The organism is Mycobacterium tuberculosis complex sp. N0072 (genome assembly GCF_030323725.1).
GTDB classification, from domain to species: domain Bacteria; phylum Actinomycetota; class Actinomycetes; order Mycobacteriales; family Mycobacteriaceae; genus Mycobacterium; species Mycobacterium tuberculosis.
The window spans coordinates 3053321-3070243 of sequence record NZ_CP040689.1 but is presented as its reverse complement, the minus strand read 5'-3'; the positions used below and the strand labels follow the sequence as shown (position 1 = coordinate 3070243).

Below are 16923 nucleotides of genomic sequence, written 5' to 3'. Positions count from 1 at the left end.
GCTACCTCTTGTTCACAAAGCCCGCGTCGACCGGCAAGGTGACGCCGGTGACATAGCGCGCCTCCTCGGACGCCAGCCATGCCACCGCGTTGGCGATGTCGGTTGGCTGCACCAGCTCGACGGGCAGCGCGTTACCCAGGTTGTGCGGCGCGTCCATGTCAGCAGTGGTTAGCCACTGCTGGAAGAACTCATTGTTGATCATCGGCGTATCGACCCCGCAAGGATGTACCGAGTTAACCCGAATGTTTTGCGGTGCCAGATGGTTCGCGTACGCCCTCATCAGGCCGACGACGCCGTGCTTGGCGGCCGCGTAGCCAAGCGATCCGGGATCACTGCTGCCGATGCCGACCAGTCCCGCGGCCGAGCTGATCAACACGATCGACCCACCGGTGCCCTGCTCGATCAGGGTCGGGATCGCCACCTGTACGGTGTGGAAGACGCCGGTGAGGTTGACGTCGATAACGTCGCGCCAGCCGTCGTCGCCGGCCTGCATCATCGCGATACCGGCATTGGCCACCACGATGTCGAGCCGGCCGAACTCGTCAAGGCCCGCCTGCAATGCGACCGACAGTGATGCGCGATCGCGAACGTCGCCCTGTCTGGCCACGATCCCGCCGCCGGCGTCCTCGACGAGCTCGACGGTGGCCGCCAGGTCGTCGGCGGTGCTCAACGGATAAGGCACGCTGGCGATCTGCTCGCAGATGTCAACCGCGATGATGTTCGCGCCGTCGGCTGCCAGTCGAACCGCGTGTGCGCGGCCCAAGCCGCGCGCGGCGCCGGTGATGAAGGCGACCTTGCCTTCGAGTGGCCGGTCGATCACCGGCGCAGCTGCCCTTTGCTCGGGTCGCCGGCGGGAACCGGCTGCAGCAGTTTGATGTCCGGCGCCCCGACCAGGTGCTCGCCGGCCGCGGTAAACATGGTGGCAACCGCGGGGGCGCCGCTATGGGCCTTGAGCGCCTCGGCATCGGCCCATTGCTCAACGAAGATGAAGGTCTCGCCGGTTTCGTGGAGCGCGTACAACTGGCAGCCGGGTTCGCGGTGCACGTCATCGACCGCGCGGGTGAGGATGTCGCGGACGGTGTCGACCGATTCAGGCTTGGCGGTCAGCGTGGCGACGACGACGACGGGCATGCTGGGGCCTCCTGGAACTCCGCGCGTCGGGCGGCGTGACGCGGCACGATCACTTGTCACCCTACTCAGGAGACCCTGGCAACGAGGCGAGCAGATCGCCGTTACCAGTGTGGCGGATGGTGTAGATGGTGTGATAGCGACTAGGCTTGCCGTTATGTCTAGCAAGACCGTTGCCCGCTCCGGCACTCGAACGAGCAGGTCAAAGGCCACTTCGCGGGGCGCGTCCCGAAGTGCGCGATCGGCCGTGCCCAGAAAGAGGTCGAGGCCCGTCAAAGGGGTCGGCAGACCCTCCCGACGGCACCATCGGTCGCTGCTGGTGTCTACCGGACTCGCCTGCGGCCGGGCCATGCGTGCCGTCTGGATGATGGCGGCCAAGGGCACCGGCGGCGCGGCGCGGTCGATCGGGCGAGCCCGCGACATCGAGCCCGGGCATCGCCGCGACGGAATCGCGCTGGTGCTGCTCGGCCTTGCCGTGGTAGTCGCCGCGAGCTCGTGGTTCGACGCCGCCCGGCCGCTCGGCGCGTGGGTCGACGCCTTGTTGCGGACGTTCATCGGGTCGGCAGTGGTCATGCTCCCGCTGGTTGCCGCCGCCGTGGCCGTGGTGCTGATGCGTACGTCGCCCAACCCCGATTCGCGGCCGCGGCTGATCCTCGGCGCCAGCCTGATCGGCTTGTCGTTTCTCGGCTTGTGCCACCTGTGGGCGGGCTCACCCGAGGCCCCGGAGTCGCGTTTGCGCGCCGCGGGGTTCATCGGTTTCGCGATCGGCGGGCCGCTCTCGGACGGGTTGACCGCCTGGATCGCCGCGCCGCTGTTATTCATCGGCGCGCTGTTCGGATTGCTCCTGCTGGCCGGGATCACGATCCGAGAGGTGCCAGATGCCATGCGCGCCATGTTCGGCACCCGGCTGTTGCCACGGGAATACGCCGACGACTTCGAGGACTTCGCGGACTTCGATGGTGACGACGCGGACACCGTCGAAGTCGCCCGCCAGGACTTCTCCGACGGTTACTACGACGAGGTGCCCCTGTGCTCCGACGACGGGCCACCGGCCTGGCCGTCGGCCGAGGTTCCGCAGGATGACACTGCGACGATACCGGAAGCCTCCGCCGGTCGGGGCTCCGGAAGACGCGGCCGCCGCAAAGATACCCAAGTGCTGGACCGGATCGTCGAGGGTCCCTACACGCTGCCGTCGCTGGACCTGCTGATATCCGGTGATCCGCCCAAGAAACGCAGTGCGGCCAACACCCACATGGCCGGCGCCATCGGTGAGGTGCTGACCCAGTTCAAGGTCGACGCGGCCGTCACGGGCTGCACCCGCGGGCCCACCGTCACCCGCTACGAGGTCGAACTGGGGCCCGGCGTCAAGGTCGAGAAGATCACCGCGCTGCAGCGCAACATCGCCTACGCGGTGGCTACCGAGAGCGTGCGCATGCTGGCACCGATCCCCGGCAAGTCCGCCGTCGGCATCGAGGTACCCAACACCGACCGGGAAATGGTGCGGTTGGCCGACGTGCTCACCGCACGAGAGACCCGTCGCGACCATCATCCGTTGGTGATCGGGCTGGGCAAGGACATCGAAGGCGACTTCATCTCGGCCAACCTGGCCAAGATGCCGCACCTGCTGGTGGCCGGCTCGACGGGCTCGGGAAAGTCCAGCTTCGTCAACTCCATGCTGGTGTCGCTGTTGACCCGGGCCACCCCGGAAGAGGTCAGGATGATCCTGATCGACCCGAAGATGGTGGAACTGACGCCGTATGAAGGCATTCCGCATCTGATCACGCCGATCATCACCCAGCCGAAGAAGGCCGCGGCCGCGCTGGCCTGGCTGGTCGACGAGATGGAGCAGCGCTACCAGGACATGCAGGCCTCCCGGGTGCGCCACATCGACGACTTCAACGACAAGGTGCGATCCGGGGCCATCACCGCGCCGCTGGGCAGCCAGCGCGAGTATCGGCCCTACCCCTACGTGGTGGCCATCGTCGACGAGTTGGCCGACCTCATGATGACCGCGCCGCGTGACGTCGAGGACGCCATCGTGCGGATCACCCAGAAAGCCCGCGCCGCCGGCATCCACCTGGTGCTGGCCACCCAGCGCCCGTCGGTGGACGTGGTCACCGGGCTGATCAAGACCAACGTGCCGTCGCGGCTGGCGTTTGCCACCTCGTCGCTGACCGACAGCCGGGTGATCCTGGACCAGGCGGGCGCGGAAAAGCTGATCGGCATGGGCGACGGCCTGTTCTTGCCGATGGGTGCGAGCAAACCCCTCCGGCTGCAGGGCGCTTACGTCTCCGACGAAGAGATCCACGCCGTCGTCACCGCCTGCAAGGAACAGGCCGAACCCGAATACACCGAGGGCGTCACCACGGCTAAACCCACCGCGGAGCGCACCGACGTCGACCCCGACATCGGCGACGACATGGACGTCTTCCTGCAGGCCGTGGAACTGGTGGTGTCCAGCCAGTTCGGGTCGACGTCGATGCTGCAGCGCAAGCTGCGGGTCGGCTTCGCCAAAGCGGGCCGTTTGATGGACCTGATGGAGACCCGCGGCATCGTCGGGCCCAGCGAAGGCTCGAAGGCCCGTGAGGTGCTGGTCAAGCCCGACGAGTTGGCGGGCACACTGGCCGCGATCCGGGGTGACGGCGGCGAGTAGCCCGCCGAGCAGACGCAAAATCGCCCATTTCGTGCCGAAATGAGGCGATTTTGCGTCTGCTCGCCGGGCTACAGCACCAGCAGCATCCGGGAGTTGCCGAGGATGTTGGGCTTGACGTAGCTCAGGTCCAGGAATTCGGCGACCCCGATGTCATAGGAGCGGCACATCTCGTCGAACACCTCGGCGGTGACCGGGGTGCCCTCGATCTCGGTGAATCCGTGCCGGGCGAAGAACTCGGTCTCAAAGGTCAACACGAACACGCGCTGCAGCTGCAGATCGCGGGCGACCTGCAGTAGCCGATCGACGATTGCGTGGCCGATACCGTGGCCGGTCATGGCCGGGTCGACAGCGACGGTGCGGATTTCGCCGAGATCCGACCACAACACGTGCAACGCACCGCAACCGACGACTTTGCCATAGAGGTCCGGGTGCTCGGCCACCCAGAATTCCTGAACCGCTTCATAGAGTGTCACGAGATTCTTTTCCAGCAAGATCTTTCCGGCATAGGTGTCGACGAGTTGTTTGATCGCGGGCACATCGGAGGTTCGCGCGCGCCGGACCACCGGCCGGCAATCCCGTGGACGTTCGGTCACGTGTGAAACAGTATCGACATCAAGGGTCGCATGAGCAGGTCAACCCGTTATTCTGTTGCCGTGTCGGCGCAGCCTGAAACGGGTCAGATAGCAGGCCGCGCCCGCATTGCCAACCTCGCCAATATCCTGACGCTGTTGCGGCTGGTGATGGTCCCGGTCTTCCTGCTGGCCTTGTTCTATGGCGGCGGCCACCACTCCGCGGCCCGCGTAGTGGCGTGGGCGATATTTGCAACCGCCTGCATTACCGATCGATTCGACGGCCTGCTGGCTCGCAATTACGGGATGGCAACCGAATTCGGTGCGTTTGTCGATCCGATCGCGGACAAGACTCTGATCGGCTCGGCGCTGATCGGATTGTCGATGCTCGGCGACTTGCCGTGGTGGGTCACGGTGCTAATCCTGACCCGCGAACTCGGAGTGACCGTTTTGAGGTTGGCGGTTATTAGGCGCGGTGTCATTCCCGCGAGCTGGGGCGGCAAGCTGAAGACCTTTGTCCAGGCGGTGGCAATTGGCTTATTCGTGTTGCCACTTTCGGGTCCGCTGCACGTTGCGGCGGTGGTAGTGATGGCCGCCGCGATCCTGCTCACCGTGATCACTGGTGTCGATTACGTGGCCAGGGCTCTGCGGGACATCGGGGGGATCCGCCAGACCGCCAGCTGATTGCGGGAACCAACCCCACCGCCGGCGGCGTTCACCTGATGACGATTGCGAGGTGGACAAGGAGTTTTTGATGGCGGCTTTGGTGCGTGAGGTCGTTGGTGACGTGCTGCGCGGAGCGCGGATGTCGCAGGGTCGGACGCTGCGCGAGGTGTCCGATTCGGCGCGGGTGAGCCTCGGGTATCTGTCGGAGATCGAGCGCGGTCGCAAGGAGCCTTCCAGCGAGCTGCTCAGTGCGATTTGTACGGCTCTGCAGCTCCCGTTGTCGGTGGTGCTCATCGATGCGGGCGAGCGGATGGCGCGTCAAGAGCGCCTTGCCCGCGCCACCCCGGCTGGCAGAGCAACCGGCGCCACCATTGACGCCAGCACCAAGGTCGTCATTGCGCCGGTGGTGTCGCTGGCGGTGGCCTAAGGGTCGCCGGTCGGTCCGGGTCGACAAGATGCGCGCCATGGGTGGGGCAATGCGTGCTGACCCGATAAATTGAGCGACAGGGCGCTGAGACCATCTGGCGCACACAAGAAGCGAAGGCGGAGCTAACTGATGGCCAATCCGTTCGTTAAAGCCTGGAAGTACCTCATGGCGCTGTTCAGCTCGAAGATCGACGAGCATGCCGACCCCAAGGTGCAGATTCAACAGGCCATTGAGGAAGCACAGCGCACCCACCAAGCGCTGACTCAACAGGCGGCGCAAGTGATCGGTAACCAGCGTCAATTGGAGATGCGACTCAACCGACAGCTGGCGGACATCGAAAAGCTTCAGGTCAATGTGCGCCAAGCCCTGACGCTGGCCGACCAGGCCACCGCCGCCGGAGACGCTGCCAAGGCCACCGAATACAACAACGCCGCCGAGGCGTTCGCAGCCCAGCTGGTGACCGCCGAGCAGAGCGTCGAAGACCTCAAGACGCTGCATGACCAGGCGCTTAGCGCCGCAGCTCAGGCCAAGAAGGCCGTCGAACGAAATGCGATGGTGCTGCAGCAGAAGATCGCCGAGCGAACCAAGCTGCTCAGCCAGCTCGAGCAGGCGAAGATGCAGGAGCAGGTCAGCGCATCGTTGCGGTCGATGAGTGAGCTCGCCGCGCCAGGCAACACGCCGAGCCTCGACGAGGTGCGCGACAAGATCGAGCGTCGCTACGCCAACGCGATCGGTTCGGCTGAACTTGCCGAGAGTTCGGTGCAGGGCCGGATGCTCGAGGTGGAGCAGGCCGGGATCCAGATGGCCGGTCATTCACGGTTGGAACAGATCCGCGCATCGATGCGCGGTGAAGCGTTGCCGGCCGGCGGGACCACGGCTACCCCCAGACCGGCCACCGAGACTTCTGGCGGGGCTATTGCCGAGCAGCCCTACGGTCAGTAGTTGGGCAGACGGTTCGGCATGGCAGTGAAAGCGGGTCAGCGCCGGCCGTGGCGTTCGTTGCTGCAGCGCGGCGTGGATACCGCCGGTGATTTGGCCGACCTGGTAGCACAAAAGATCAGCGTCGCCATCGATCCGCGTGCCCGGCTGCTGCGCCGCCGCCGCCGTGCATTGCGCTGGGGTCTGGTATTCACCGCAGGCTGTCTGCTCTGGGGGTTGGTGACGGCGCTGTTGGCGGCCTGGGGCTGGTTTACGTCGCTGCTGGTGATTACCGGCACGATTGCGGTCACGCAGGCCATTCCGGCGACGCTATTGCTGCTTCGCTACCGCTGGCTGCGCTCGGAGCCACTGCCGGTGCGGCGGCCCGCAAGTGTGCGCCGGCTGCCACCACCGGGCTCGGCCGCGCGACCCGCGATGTCGGCGCTGGGCGCCTCCGAACGCGGGTTCTTCTCGCTGTTGGGTGTCATGGAGCGGGGCGCCATGTTGCCGGCGGACGAGATCCGCGACCTAACGGCCGCGGCCAACCAGACTTCGGCGGCGATGGTGGCGACCGCGGCCGAGGTGGTCTCGATGGAGCGGGCCGTGCAATGCTCGGCGGCGTCGCGGTCGTATCTGGTGCCGACCATCAACGCGTTTACCGCGCAGCTGAGCACCGGCGTCCGTCAGTACAACGAAATGGTCACCGCCGCAGCGCAATTGGTTTCCTCGGCGAACGGCGCGGGTGGGGCTGGGCCCGGACAACAGCGCTACCGCGAGGAGTTGGCCGGCGCCACCGATCGCCTGGTCGCTTGGGCGCAGGCGTTTGACGAGCTCGGCGGATTGCCCCGGCGTTAGTCGTTCGGGTCCGGCCGTGGCCCGTAGCGTTCGATATACGCCCGGTGAATGTAGGCGTCGCGTTGGCGGGCGTGCTCGTCGACGAGCTCGGGGTCAAGATTGTGCACGCGCAGCATGTGCCGGCGCCATACCTTGTTCAGCGCATGCGAGAAATACACGAACGGGATGAGAATCGGCAACGTCATGCTCAAGTGGACGTCCAGCGACGTCGGGATCAGCCAGAACGGGGCCAGCACCAGCACCGCCGGAACCGCGACGCGGATCATCATCCGGATGGCCGCACCCTTGCCGGCCAGATCGTTGCGCACCCAGTCTCGCATCGAGTCCGGCAGCCGCGCCCCGTAGCAATAGCGGATGTACTGCCACGGGTTGGGCCGCGGGCGGATTGCGTTGTCGCTCATTCGCTACAGGGTAGCCCGCGGCGACGAGAACGCCGACGCGGTCAGACCGCGCACCAGCGCCTTGGACGCCGAAGTGGTAATGCCATAGCGTGCCCGTTGTACCTCGAAAATGCCGCAGGCCCAGAACCGGATACGAAGCGGGCCGAAGGTCGGCGTTTCGGTGCGTTCGGTGGCGGGGATCTGCGGTGGATGGCCGACCGGGTGCCGCGCCAAGGCAGCGGCCGGCGCGGGTTAGGTAGCCGATCCGGTGCGGGTGTGCCACAAGGCGCTGACGCACGCGGTTGGCGGCATACGGCGGACGGAGTTCCACGAGTTGGTCAGCCCGCGATTCGGCGCGGCGTACCGGGCTTTTGGTGCTGGTTGGACCATGTGCTGACCGGTTTCGGTGGGCGCAATGCCATCTGCGCGATCGAGGACGGGGTTGAGCCCCGCGTCGCGTGGTGGGCGTTGTGCACCGATTTCGACGTGCCTCGGTCGATGGGCCGCCGCACGCCCGGTGGCTGAGGCCAAGCTGCGGCTAAGCTGGCTCAGCTAGGCAGCAATCCGTTCTCGCCGTTCTGGCCCTCCAGCAGCCCGCCGGCGCCACCGACGCCGACGCTGCCAGTCCCGGCTTTGCCAAATGCGGCGTTGCCGCCGTTGCCGCCCTGGCCCGTCAGCCAGGCGTTGCCGCCGTTACCGCCGCTACCACCCTTTCCTGCTATCGTGGCACCGCCGTCGCCGCCGTTGCCGCCCTCGCCGACCAACCCGGCCTTGCCGCCCACGCCGCCGTTTCCGCCGTCGCCGTTGTCGCTCTCCCCGCCGGCGCCGCCGGCGCCGCCGGAACCGTAGAACGTGCCGGCGTTACCGCCGGCCCCGCCGCGACCACCACTTAGGGTACCGGTGCCGCCGCTGCCGCCGGCGCCGCCAGAACCGACCAACCCGCCGATACCGCCGTCGCCGCCGTCGCCGCCGAACCCTCCGAACCCGCCGGCTCCGCCGGCCCCACCGGTGCCGTATAGCAGGCCGGCATTACCGCCGTGACCACCGTGGCCAGCGACAGTGGCGACTCCGCCTGCACCGCCGGCCCCGCCCGAGCCGAAGACCGTGCCGCCGGCGCCGCCCGCGCCGCCGTCGCCGCCGGCAGCACTGCCGAAGCCACCGTGCCCGCCGGCCCCGCCGACGCCAAACAGCCCGCCGCTGCCGCCGTCGCCGCCGGTCCCACCGGTGTCGCCGAAGCCACCGACGCCGCCCGAGCCGCCGCCCGGGCCGAACAGCCCGCCGGCCCCGCCAGCCCCGCCGGTCCCACCGGTGTCGCCGAAGCCGCCGGCGCCGCCGGCACCGCCGGCGCCGAACAGCCCACCGACCCCGCCCGCACCGCCGTTGCCACCGGCGGCCTGGGCGCCGCCGCCGAGGGCGGCGCCGCCTACGCCGCCGGCCCCGCCCGCGCCGAACAGCCCACCGGCGCCGCCGGCCCCGCCGGCACCCCCAGCGGCATCAAGAAAGGTGGTGAACCCGCCGTTGCCACCGGTCCCCGCGGTGCCCCAGATCAGCCCACCGGCGCCGCCGTTTCCGCCGGCGCCGCCGTTGCCGGCTTGGTTGGACGCGCCGGCACCGCCGGCCCCGCCGTTGCCAAACAATCCGGCAGCTCCTCCGTTACCGCCCTTCTGGCCGGAGCCGGCCAGCCCTGATCCCCCGTTACCGCCGCTGCCGTACAAGAGCCCGCCGGCCCCGCCGTCTTGTCCGGTCCCCGGTTTACCGTTGGCGCCGTTGCCGATCAGGGGGCGGCCGAGCGCGCTTCTGAAGGGCGCATTTATCACATCGACTAGTTGCTGAAGCGGTGTCACGGCGGCGGCTTCAGCGGAGGCATACGAGTACGCGCCCGCGGTCAAGGCCTGCACAAATTGCTGATGAAACGCCGATGCCTGCACGCTGAGGGCCTGATATGCCTGGCCATGCATCCCGAACAGCGCCGCGACGGCTATCGACACCTCATCGGCGCCCGCGGCCAGGATCGCGACCGTGGGGGCTGATGCGGCGGCACTGGCCGCGCTCACTGTCGAGCCGATACTCGCCAAGTCCATTGCTGCCGCCGTTAAAAACTCCGGTGCCGCGATCACAAATGACATCTGAGACCTCCAAACACGCCACAGCCCGTCGTGTCGGCCCAAAATCGCCAGCTCACCCTCAAGACTGTGCATGGGGATCGTATAGCGGCCGAGGCGATGCATTTGCGGTTTCGCCCACACTTCGCATCTTTGCTGGCCCGCCGCGCAGAGTAGCGATAAGCCCGGGCAGCCGGCTGGCTGTAGCGCTACCCGATGTTCTACAGCGCGTTGGGCTTGATCCGGAAGGTCGGCCTACAGCGTTGCCTTCAGCGATGGCACCACCAGCGCCACCAGGCCTCGCAAGAGGCCCTTGAACATGTCGTAGACATCGAAGTAGTCCCGCCACAGGGTGATCCGCCCATCGTCCACCTCGAATACGCCGCAGACCCAGAACTGCACCCGCAGCGGTCCGATGATTAGCGCGTCGGTGCGTTCGGTGAGCACCGCGGCGCCGTCGGCGCCGATGCGGTGGATCTTCACCTCGAAGCCGACGCGGCCCTGCATGCGGCGAAGCAGCGTTGCCGTGCGGCGGCCACCGCGGATCCTGGAAAACCCGACGTTCTCATAGACCAGGTCGTCGCCCAGTGCGGCGTCGACGGTGTCGAAGTCTTCGTTCTGCAGGGCGTTGAGGAACGCCTCGACGGCACGAATGGCCTCGGTGGTTTCGGGGGTTTCCGGCGATGTTTCGGTCAGCTCGGCCATGGCTGTCAGCCTACGGCTGTGGCGCTGTGGCAGGGTAGGGCCGATGCGCGTCGCCGTGGTCGCCGGGCCGGATCCCGGGCACTCGTTTCCGGCGATCGCGCTGTGCCAGCGTTTCCGCGCAGCCGCTGACACGCCCACCCTGTTCACCGGGGTGGAATGGCTGGAAGCCGCCCGCGCCGCTGGCATTGACGCCGTCGAGCTGGACGGGCTGGCGGCCACCGACCGCGATCTCGACGCCGGGGCCAGGATCCATCGGCGAGCGGCGCAGATGGCCGTGCTCAACGTGCCGCGGCTGCGGGCTCTGGAACCGGAGCTGGTGGTGTCCGACGTCATCACGGCGTGCGGCGGCATGGCAGCCGAACTGCTAGGGATCCCGTGGGTGGAACTCAACCCGCATCCGCTGTACCTGCCGTCGAAGGGACTGCCGCCGATCGGCAGCGGACTGGCTGCAGGCACCGGTATCCGCGGCCGGCTGCGCGATGCCACCATGCGAGCGCTGACGGGGCGGTCCTGGCGTGCCGGGCTGCGCCAGCGTGCCGCCGTTCGGGTCGAGATCGGATTGCCGGCCCGCGATCCCGGGCCGCTGCGCCGGCTGATCGCCACGCTGCCCGCGCTCGAGGTTCCCCGCCCGGACTGGCCGGCCGAGGCCGTCGTGGTGGGCCCGCTGCATTTCGAGCCGACCGATCGGGTGCTGGCCATCCCCGCCGGCACCGGGCCGGTGGTGGTCGTGGCGCCGTCCACCGCGTTGACCGGGACCGCCGGATTGACGGAGGTCGCGTTGCAGTCTCTGACGCCGGGTGAGACGGTGCCGTCGGGATCGCGCCTGGTGGTGTCGCGTTTGAGCGGAGCCGACCTGACGGTGCCGCCCTGGGCGGTGGCCGGGCTGGGCAGCCAGGCCGAGCTGCTCACGCGGGCCGATCTGGTGATCTGCGGCGGTGGTCATGGGATGGTGGCCAAGACGCTGCTGGCCGGGGTGCCCATGGTGGTGGTTCCCGGTGGCGGGGATCAGTGGGAGATCGCCAACCGGGTAGTCCGGCAGGGTAGCGCGGTGCTGATCCGGCCGTTGACCGCCGACGCGCTGGTGGCGGCGGTCAACGAGGTGTTGTCGTCGCCGAGGTTCCGGGAGGCCGCGCGGCGGGCGGCCGCCAGCGTCGCCGGTGCGGCCGATCCGGTGCGGGTCTGCCACGACGCGCTTGCGTTGGCGGGGTAGCGCGCTGGGTATGTTGGCTGGCGTGCGGCTGACGGAGTTCCACGAGCGGGTAGCCCTGCATTTCGGGGCGGCTTATGGCTCGTCGGTGCTGCTCGATCACGTGCTGACCGGCTTCGACGGCCGTAGCGCCGCCCAGGCCATCGAGGACGGTGTCGAGCCCCGCGACGTCTGGCGGGCATTGTGCGCCGACTTCGACGTTCCCCACGATCGGTGGTGAGGTTGCACATTCGTCAAAGCGGGCAATCGCCGCACTTGCCTCCGGCGGGTACCCGGTAGAACAGGCAGCAGCTGCGACGCCGAAAGGTCAGATCCGGGCCGGTGAGCACGCCGGATCCGGCCAGGCTAGCGGTGTTGAGCAGATCGTCGGTGATCCGGACCAGCCGCGCACGCAAGTCGGGCCGCACCGCCGCCAGGGCGTTCGACGCGCCGACGAGCGCGGACGCGATGTTGCCACACGCGGCGTGTCACACTTGAATCGAACAGGTGTTCGGCTACTGTGGTGATCATTCGGAGCAGCCGACTTGTCAGTGGCTGTCTCTAGTGTCACGGCCAACCGACCGATACCGGTCAATCGAACACCGACCACAGGAGAGGCACCATGACGCAGACCCCCGATCGGGAAAAGGCGCTCGAGCTGGCAGTGGCCCAGATCGAGAAGAGTTACGGCAAAGGTTCGGTGATGCGCCTCGGCGACGAGGCGCGTCAGCCGATTTCGGTCATTCCGACCGGATCCATCGCACTAGACGTGGCCCTGGGCATTGGCGGCCTGCCGCGTGGCCGGGTGATAGAGATATACGGCCCGGAGTCGTCGGGTAAGACCACCGTGGCGCTGCACGCGGTGGCCAACGCTCAGGCCGCCGGTGGTGTTGCGGCGTTCATCGACGCCGAGCACGCGCTGGATCCGGACTATGCCAAGAAGCTCGGTGTCGACACCGATTCGCTGCTGGTCAGCCAGCCGGACACCGGGGAACAGGCACTCGAGATCGCCGACATGCTGATCCGCTCGGGTGCGCTTGACATCGTGGTGATCGACTCGGTGGCGGCGCTGGTGCCGCGCGCGGAGCTCGAAGGCGAGATGGGCGACAGCCACGTCGGGCTGCAGGCCCGGCTGATGAGCCAGGCGCTGCGGAAAATGACCGGCGCGCTGAATAATTCGGGCACCACGGCGATCTTCATCAACCAGCTCCGCGACAAGATCGGAGTGATGTTCGGGTCGCCCGAGACGACAACGGGCGGAAAGGCGTTGAAGTTCTACGCGTCGGTGCGCATGGACGTGCGGCGAGTCGAGACGCTCAAGGACGGTACCAACGCGGTCGGCAACCGCACCCGGGTCAAGGTCGTCAAGAACAAGTGCCTCGCAGAGGGCACTCGGATCTTCGATCCGGTCACCGGTACAACGCATCGCATCGAGGATGTTGTCGATGGGCGCAAGCCTATTCATGTCGTGGCTGCTGCCAAGGACGGAACGCTGCATGCGCGGCCCGTGGTGTCCTGGTTCGACCAGGGAACGCGGGATGTGATCGGGTTGCGGATCGCCGGTGGCGCCATCGTGTGGGCGACACCCGATCACAAGGTGCTGACAGAGTACGGCTGGCGTGCCGCCGGGGAACTCCGCAAGGGAGACAGGGTGGCGCAACCGCGACGCTTCGATGGATTCGGTGACAGTGCGCCGATTCCGGCGGATCATGCCCGGCTGCTTGGCTACCTGATCGGAGATGGCAGGGATGGTTGGGTGGGGGGCAAGACTCCGATCAACTTCATCAATGTTCAGCGGGCGCTCATTGACGACGTGACGCGAATCGCTGCGACGCTCGGTTGCGCGGCCCATCCGCAGGGGCGTATCTCACTCGCGATCGCTCATCGACCCGGTGAGCGCAACGGTGTGGCAGACCTTTGTCAGCAGGCCGGTATCTACGGCAAGCTCGCGTGGGAGAAGACGATTCCGAATTGGTTCTTCGAGCCGGACATCGCGGCCGACATTGTCGGCAATCTGCTCTTCGGCCTGTTCGAAAGCGACGGGTGGGTGAGCCGGGAACAGACCGGGGCACTTCGGGTCGGTTACACGACGACCTCTGAACAACTCGCGCATCAGATTCATTGGCTGCTGCTGCGGTTCGGTGTCGGGAGCACCGTTCGAGATTACGATCCGACCCAGAAGCGGCCGAGCATCGTCAACGGTCGACGGATCCAGAGCAAACGTCAAGTGTTCGAGGTCCGGATCTCGGGTATGGATAACGTCACGGCATTCGCGGAGTCAGTTCCCATGTGGGGGCCGCGCGGTGCCGCGCTTATCCAGGCGATTCCAGAAGCCACGCAGGGGCGGCGTCGTGGATCGCAAGCGACATATCTGGCTGCAGAGATGACCGATGCCGTGCTGAATTATCTGGACGAGCGCGGCGTGACCGCGCAGGAGGCCGCGGCCATGATCGGTGTAGCTTCCGGGGACCCCCGCGGTGGAATGAAGCAGGTCTTAGGTGCCAGCCGCCTTCGTCGGGATCGCGTGCAGGCGCTCGCGGATGCCCTGGATGACAAATTCCTGCACGACATGCTGGCGGAAGAACTCCGCTATTCCGTGATCCGAGAAGTGCTGCCAACGCGGCGGGCACGAACGTTCGACCTCGAGGTCGAGGAACTGCACACCCTCGTCGCCGAAGGGGTTGTCGTGCACAACTGTTCGCCCCCCTTCAAGCAGGCCGAGTTCGACATCCTCTACGGCAAGGGAATCAGCAGGGAGGGCTCGCTGATCGACATGGGTGTGGATCAGGGCCTCATCCGCAAGTCGGGTGCCTGGTTCACCTACGAGGGCGAGCAGCTCGGCCAGGGCAAGGAGAATGCCCGCAACTTCTTGGTGGAGAACGCCGACGTGGCTGACGAGATCGAGAAGAAGATCAAGGAAAAGCTTGGCATTGGTGCCGTGGTGACCGATGATCCCTCAAATGACGGTGTCCTGCCCGCCCCCGTCGACTTCTGAGCGCGAAGAGCAGGCGCGGGCACTGTGCCTGCGCCTGCTCACCGCGCGATCCCGCACCCGCGCCGAGTTAGCCGGCCAGCTGGCCAAGCGCGGCTACCCCGAAGACATCGGCAACCGGGTATTGGATCGGCTGGCCGCCGTTGGCCTGGTGGATGACACCGACTTCGCCGAACAATGGGTTCAGTCCAGGCGGGCGAACGCAGCAAAGAGCAAGCGCGCGTTGGCTGCCGAGCTGCACGCCAAGGGCGTCGACGACGACGTGATCACCACGGTGCTCGGGGGCATCGACGCCGGTGCCGAACGGGGGCGGGCGGAAAAGCTGGTACGGGCCAGGCTGCGGCGGGAGGTGCTGATCGACGACGGCACCGACGAAGCGCGGGTGAGCCGCAGGCTGGTGGCGATGTTGGCGCGCCGTGGGTACGGCCAGACCTTGGCGTGCGAGGTGGTTATCGCCGAGCTGGCCGCCGAGCGGGAGCGCCGACGCGTCTAAAGGGATTCGATGGCTAGAGAATGGTCATATTGGACGCGAAACAAACTGGAGATACTTGCCGGGTACCTCCCGGCCTTCAACAGGGCTAGTCAGACTTCTCGTGAACGAATTTACCTCGACTTGATGGCGGGCCAGCCCGAGAACATAGACCGCGACATGGGAGAGAAATTTGATGGCTCTTCTCTTATCGCTATGAAAGCCGATCCACCTTTCACGCGGCTCCGGTTTTGCGAGCTTAACCCGCTTGCCTCTGAATTGGACGTCGCCCTTCGGACCCGCTTTCCCGGTGACGGTAGGTACCGCGTTGTGGCCGGCGATTCCAACGTAACAATCGATGAAACACTTGCCGAACTAGGCCCTTGGCGGTGGGCGCCCACCTTCGCTTTCATCGACCAACAGGCCGCTGAAGTCCATTGGGAAACGATCAATAAGGTCGCCGCCTTTCGCCAGAACCCTCGTAACCTCAAGACCGAACTATGGATGTTGATGTCACCCACCATGATCGCGCGGGGCGTGAAGGGCACGAACGCGGAACTGTTTATCGAGCAGGTCACCCGCATGTACGGAGACGCGGATTGGAAGCGGATACAGGCAGCGCGATGGCGCCACCATCTAACTGCGCCTGCCTACCGTGCCGAGATGGTTAATCTCATGCGCGTCAAGCTGGAGTATGAGCTGGGATACAAGTATTCGCATCGTATTCCCATGCAGATGCACAATAAGGTCACAATCTTTGACATGGTGTTCGCGACCGATCACTGGGCCGGAGATGCGATCATGTGCCACCTGTACAACCGGGCGGCTCAAAAGGAGCCAGAGATGATGCGGCAAGCCAAGAGCGCGAAACAGCAGAAGGAGTCCGAGGACCGTGGCGAGATGGGATTATTCAGCGTTGGCGAACTAGCTGTCCAGGATTCGAACGCTGGGCAGATTCTGTGGGCGCCGTCGCCAACATGGGATCCGCGTGCACGCGGCTGGTGGTCCGAGGATCCGGGTTTCTAATCTCAATAAGCGGCATTTCATCCCAACAACGTCCGTCGAGTTCACGTCCAAATGCCTTTGGTGTTCTACCGCCCCATTGCTTGAAGAAGAATGGGACATCAGCGGCAGTACAGGTATCGCGAATATGGCGAACCCATTGTGGATCGATCGGGCGGAAATTTGGACCAGATTCGCCTCCGGCGATAACCCAATCAATCGAACCTAGATTTATTCCGTCCAGGGGCCCGAGTAATGGCTCGCAGGAGAGGAACCTTACTGCTGCGGGCACCTGTCGTAGGTCCTCGATACGGCGGAAGGCGTCGACATTTTCCACCGACACCCCCATCCAAACGTTCGAGGGCCACTCCAGCTTGTGAGCGAGGCGACGCAGTCGCAGGCTGCGCTTGGTCAAGATCTGGTAAGTGTGCTGTGGTGTGGCTCGCATCACCTCGAACACTTCCCTAATGAACCAGAGCGCCACCCTGGCGTGAAATAGGTCCGCCATCGAGTTCACGAACACTGTGCGGGGGCTTCGCCACCGGAACGGCTCGTCAAGACTGCGGGGATGGATGGTGACGCCAAATCCCGGACCGGAGGTTCTGGGGTCACCATCGGTTTGATACTTGTCGGAGCCCATCGCCTTTAGCCGCTTCGCTAACGTCATTGCGTAGCAGTGGTCACATCCCGGCGATACACGGTCGCATCCGGTGACCGGGTTCCAGGTTGCCCCCGTCCATTCGATCGCTGAGCGATCCGACATTATCGATTCCCTTCATGACGTTTGTCCGCGCCGAGCACCCGGTCCCCGATGCTAGACAGCGGCTCCGACAAGTCTGGTCTGTGGCATAAGCGATGCTTTAGAGGCAAG

Annotated in this window: 19 protein-coding genes and 1 pseudogene; 11 read left to right on the top strand and 9 right to left on the bottom strand. The window is 66.1% G+C overall.

Annotated elements, in window-relative coordinates:
• Position 1: 1 nt before the first annotated feature.
• Positions 2-820: an Rv2750 family mycofactocin-dependent SDR oxidoreductase gene (locus FF952_RS14530; RefSeq protein WP_003414045.1), complete on the bottom strand. Its 819-nt coding sequence runs from the start codon at positions 818-820 to the stop codon at positions 2-4.
• On the bottom strand, positions 817-1131 hold the full coding sequence (locus FF952_RS14525) for a putative quinol monooxygenase (protein ID WP_003414042.1): 315 nt from the start codon (positions 1129-1131) through the stop codon (positions 817-819). Before FF952_RS14525 ends, FF952_RS14530 begins: the two co-directional genes overlap by 4 nt.
• Here FF952_RS14525 and FF952_RS14520 point away from each other — a divergent pair.
• Complete coding sequence (locus FF952_RS14520; protein WP_003414040.1) at positions 1130-3781, top strand: DNA translocase FtsK; 2652 nt, start codon at positions 1130-1132, stop codon at positions 3779-3781. The two genes, FF952_RS14525 and FF952_RS14520, sit on opposite strands and share 2 nt — an antisense overlap.
• A 68-nt stretch (positions 3782-3849) precedes the next feature.
• On the opposite strand, the gene FF952_RS14515 is transcribed toward FF952_RS14520, so the two are convergent.
• Complete coding sequence (locus FF952_RS14515; RefSeq protein ID WP_003414037.1) at positions 3850-4374, bottom strand: amino-acid N-acetyltransferase; 525 nt, start codon at positions 4372-4374, stop codon at positions 3850-3852.
• A 60-nt stretch (positions 4375-4434) separates the two neighbouring features.
• Here FF952_RS14515 and pgsA point away from each other — a divergent pair, with 60 nt between their 5' ends.
• From pgsA to pspM, 4 genes are all read left to right on the top strand, one after another.
• Positions 4435-5034 (top strand): CDP-diacylglycerol--glycerol-3-phosphate 3-phosphatidyltransferase, encoded by a 600-nt coding sequence (gene pgsA, locus FF952_RS14510; protein ID WP_003911983.1) that lies wholly within the window; start codon positions 4435-4437, stop codon positions 5032-5034.
• A gap of 70 nt (positions 5035-5104) precedes the next feature.
• Positions 5105-5443 (top strand): transcriptional regulator ClgR, encoded by a 339-nt coding sequence (clgR, locus tag FF952_RS14505; protein ID WP_003414032.1) that lies wholly within the window; start codon positions 5105-5107, stop codon positions 5441-5443.
• Between the two features lie 129 nt (positions 5444-5572).
• Entirely contained in the window at positions 5573-6385 is an 813-nt protein-coding gene (gene pspA / locus FF952_RS14500) for a phage shock protein PspA (protein ID WP_003414030.1), read from the top strand.
• An 18-nt stretch (positions 6386-6403) separates the two neighbouring features.
• Positions 6404-7216 (top strand): phage shock envelope stress response protein PspM, encoded by an 813-nt coding sequence (gene pspM, locus FF952_RS14495; RefSeq protein WP_003414026.1) that lies wholly within the window; start codon positions 6404-6406, stop codon positions 7214-7216.
• Here pspM and FF952_RS14490 read toward each other — a convergent pair.
• Positions 7213-7617: a DUF5313 domain-containing protein gene (locus FF952_RS14490; RefSeq protein WP_192931450.1), complete on the bottom strand. Its 405-nt coding sequence runs from the start codon at positions 7615-7617 to the stop codon at positions 7213-7215. The genes pspM and FF952_RS14490 overlap by 4 nt on opposite strands.
• A 3-nt stretch (positions 7618-7620) precedes the next feature.
• Positions 7621-7830 carry a limonene-1,2-epoxide hydrolase family protein gene (locus FF952_RS14485; protein ID WP_003918495.1) on the bottom strand — a complete coding sequence of 70 codons (210 nt, stop codon included), beginning with the start codon at positions 7828-7830 and terminating at the stop codon, positions 7621-7623.
• 76 nt (positions 7831-7906) lie between these two features.
• Here FF952_RS14485 and FF952_RS14480 point away from each other — a divergent pair.
• Positions 7907-8121, top strand: a pseudogene (locus tag FF952_RS14480) (DUF3046 domain-containing protein).
• Between the two features lie 23 nt (positions 8122-8144).
• Here the strand turns inward: FF952_RS14480 and FF952_RS14475 are convergent.
• Together FF952_RS14475 and ephG are read right to left on the bottom strand one after the other, a co-directional pair.
• The gene (locus tag FF952_RS14475; protein WP_014848111.1) at positions 8145-9722 is read right to left on the bottom strand and encodes a PE family protein; all 1578 of its coding nucleotides are present in this window, start codon (positions 9720-9722) and stop codon (positions 8145-8147) included.
• 231 nt (positions 9723-9953) lie between these two features.
• The gene (gene ephG / locus FF952_RS14470; protein WP_003414015.1) at positions 9954-10403 is read right to left on the bottom strand and encodes an epoxide hydrolase; all 450 of its coding nucleotides are present in this window, start codon (positions 10401-10403) and stop codon (positions 9954-9956) included.
• 43 nt (positions 10404-10446) lie between these two features.
• On the opposite strand from ephG, the gene FF952_RS14465 reads away from it, so the two are divergent.
• Together FF952_RS14465 and FF952_RS14460 are read left to right on the top strand one after the other, a co-directional pair.
• Complete coding sequence (locus tag FF952_RS14465; RefSeq protein ID WP_003901461.1) at positions 10447-11613, top strand: glycosyltransferase; 1167 nt, start codon at positions 10447-10449, stop codon at positions 11611-11613.
• Between the two features lie 22 nt (positions 11614-11635).
• Entirely contained in the window at positions 11636-11830 is a 195-nt protein-coding gene (locus FF952_RS14460; RefSeq protein WP_031680673.1) for a DUF3046 domain-containing protein, read from the top strand.
• 13 nt (positions 11831-11843) lie between these two features.
• On the opposite strand, the gene FF952_RS14455 is transcribed toward FF952_RS14460, so the two are convergent.
• Positions 11844-12017 (bottom strand): (2Fe-2S)-binding protein, encoded by a 174-nt coding sequence (locus tag FF952_RS14455; protein ID WP_003414008.1) that lies wholly within the window; start codon positions 12015-12017, stop codon positions 11844-11846.
• Positions 12018-12211: 194 nt separating this feature from the next.
• Between FF952_RS14455 and recA the strand changes: the two genes are divergently transcribed.
• From recA to FF952_RS14440, 3 genes are read left to right on the top strand one after another with little or no spacing between them, the layout of a single operon-like run.
• Positions 12212-14584, top strand: coding sequence for an intein-containing recombinase RecA (gene recA, locus FF952_RS14450; protein ID WP_003414006.1), 2373 nt, complete (start codon positions 12212-12214; stop codon positions 14582-14584).
• Complete coding sequence (recX, locus tag FF952_RS14445; protein WP_003900562.1) at positions 14550-15074, top strand: recombination regulator RecX; 525 nt, start codon at positions 14550-14552, stop codon at positions 15072-15074. Before recA ends, recX begins: the two co-directional genes overlap by 35 nt.
• A gap of 9 nt (positions 15075-15083) precedes the next feature.
• Positions 15084-16076 carry a three-Cys-motif partner protein TcmP gene (locus FF952_RS14440; protein WP_003899456.1) on the top strand — a complete coding sequence of 331 codons (993 nt, stop codon included), beginning with the start codon at positions 15084-15086 and terminating at the stop codon, positions 16074-16076.
• On the opposite strand, the gene FF952_RS14435 is transcribed toward FF952_RS14440, so the two are convergent.
• Positions 15961-16815: a DUF5131 family protein gene (locus FF952_RS14435; RefSeq protein WP_003899455.1), complete on the bottom strand. Its 855-nt coding sequence runs from the start codon at positions 16813-16815 to the stop codon at positions 15961-15963. The two genes, FF952_RS14440 and FF952_RS14435, sit on opposite strands and share 116 nt — an antisense overlap.
• Between the last annotated feature and the right edge of the window lie 108 nt (positions 16816-16923).

What these genes read in the sequence shown, in the direction of transcription:
- FF952_RS14520 (WP_003414040.1), top strand. Translation starts at nt 1,130, where the DNA reads ATGCTGGGGCCTCCTGGAACTCCGCGCGTCGGGCGGCGTGACGCGGCA.
- FF952_RS14525 (WP_003414042.1), bottom strand. Translation starts at nt 1,131, where the DNA reads ATGCCCGTCGTCGTCGTCGCCACGCTGACCGCCAAGCCTGAATCGGTC.
- clgR (WP_003414032.1), top strand. Translation starts at nt 5,105, where the DNA reads ATGGCGGCTTTGGTGCGTGAGGTCGTTGGTGACGTGCTGCGCGGAGCG.
- pspA (WP_003414030.1), top strand. Translation starts at nt 5,573, where the DNA reads ATGGCCAATCCGTTCGTTAAAGCCTGGAAGTACCTCATGGCGCTGTTC.
- pspM (WP_003414026.1), top strand. Translation starts at nt 6,404, where the DNA reads ATGGCAGTGAAAGCGGGTCAGCGCCGGCCGTGGCGTTCGTTGCTGCAG.
- FF952_RS14490 (WP_192931450.1), bottom strand. Translation starts at nt 7,617, where the DNA reads ATGAGCGACAACGCAATCCGCCCGCGGCCCAACCCGTGGCAGTACATC.
- FF952_RS14475 (WP_014848111.1), bottom strand. Translation starts at nt 9,722, where the DNA reads ATGTCATTTGTGATCGCGGCACCGGAGTTTTTAACGGCGGCAGCAATG.
- ephG (WP_003414015.1), bottom strand. Translation starts at nt 10,403, where the DNA reads ATGGCCGAGCTGACCGAAACATCGCCGGAAACCCCCGAAACCACCGAG.
- FF952_RS14465 (WP_003901461.1), top strand. Translation starts at nt 10,447, where the DNA reads ATGCGCGTCGCCGTGGTCGCCGGGCCGGATCCCGGGCACTCGTTTCCG.
- recA (WP_003414006.1), top strand. Translation starts at nt 12,212, where the DNA reads ATGACGCAGACCCCCGATCGGGAAAAGGCGCTCGAGCTGGCAGTGGCC.
- recX (WP_003900562.1), top strand. Translation starts at nt 14,550, where the DNA reads ATGACGGTGTCCTGCCCGCCCCCGTCGACTTCTGAGCGCGAAGAGCAG.
- FF952_RS14440 (WP_003899456.1), top strand. Translation starts at nt 15,084, where the DNA reads ATGGCTAGAGAATGGTCATATTGGACGCGAAACAAACTGGAGATACTT.
- FF952_RS14435 (WP_003899455.1), bottom strand. Translation starts at nt 16,815, where the DNA reads ATGTCGGATCGCTCAGCGATCGAATGGACGGGGGCAACCTGGAACCCG.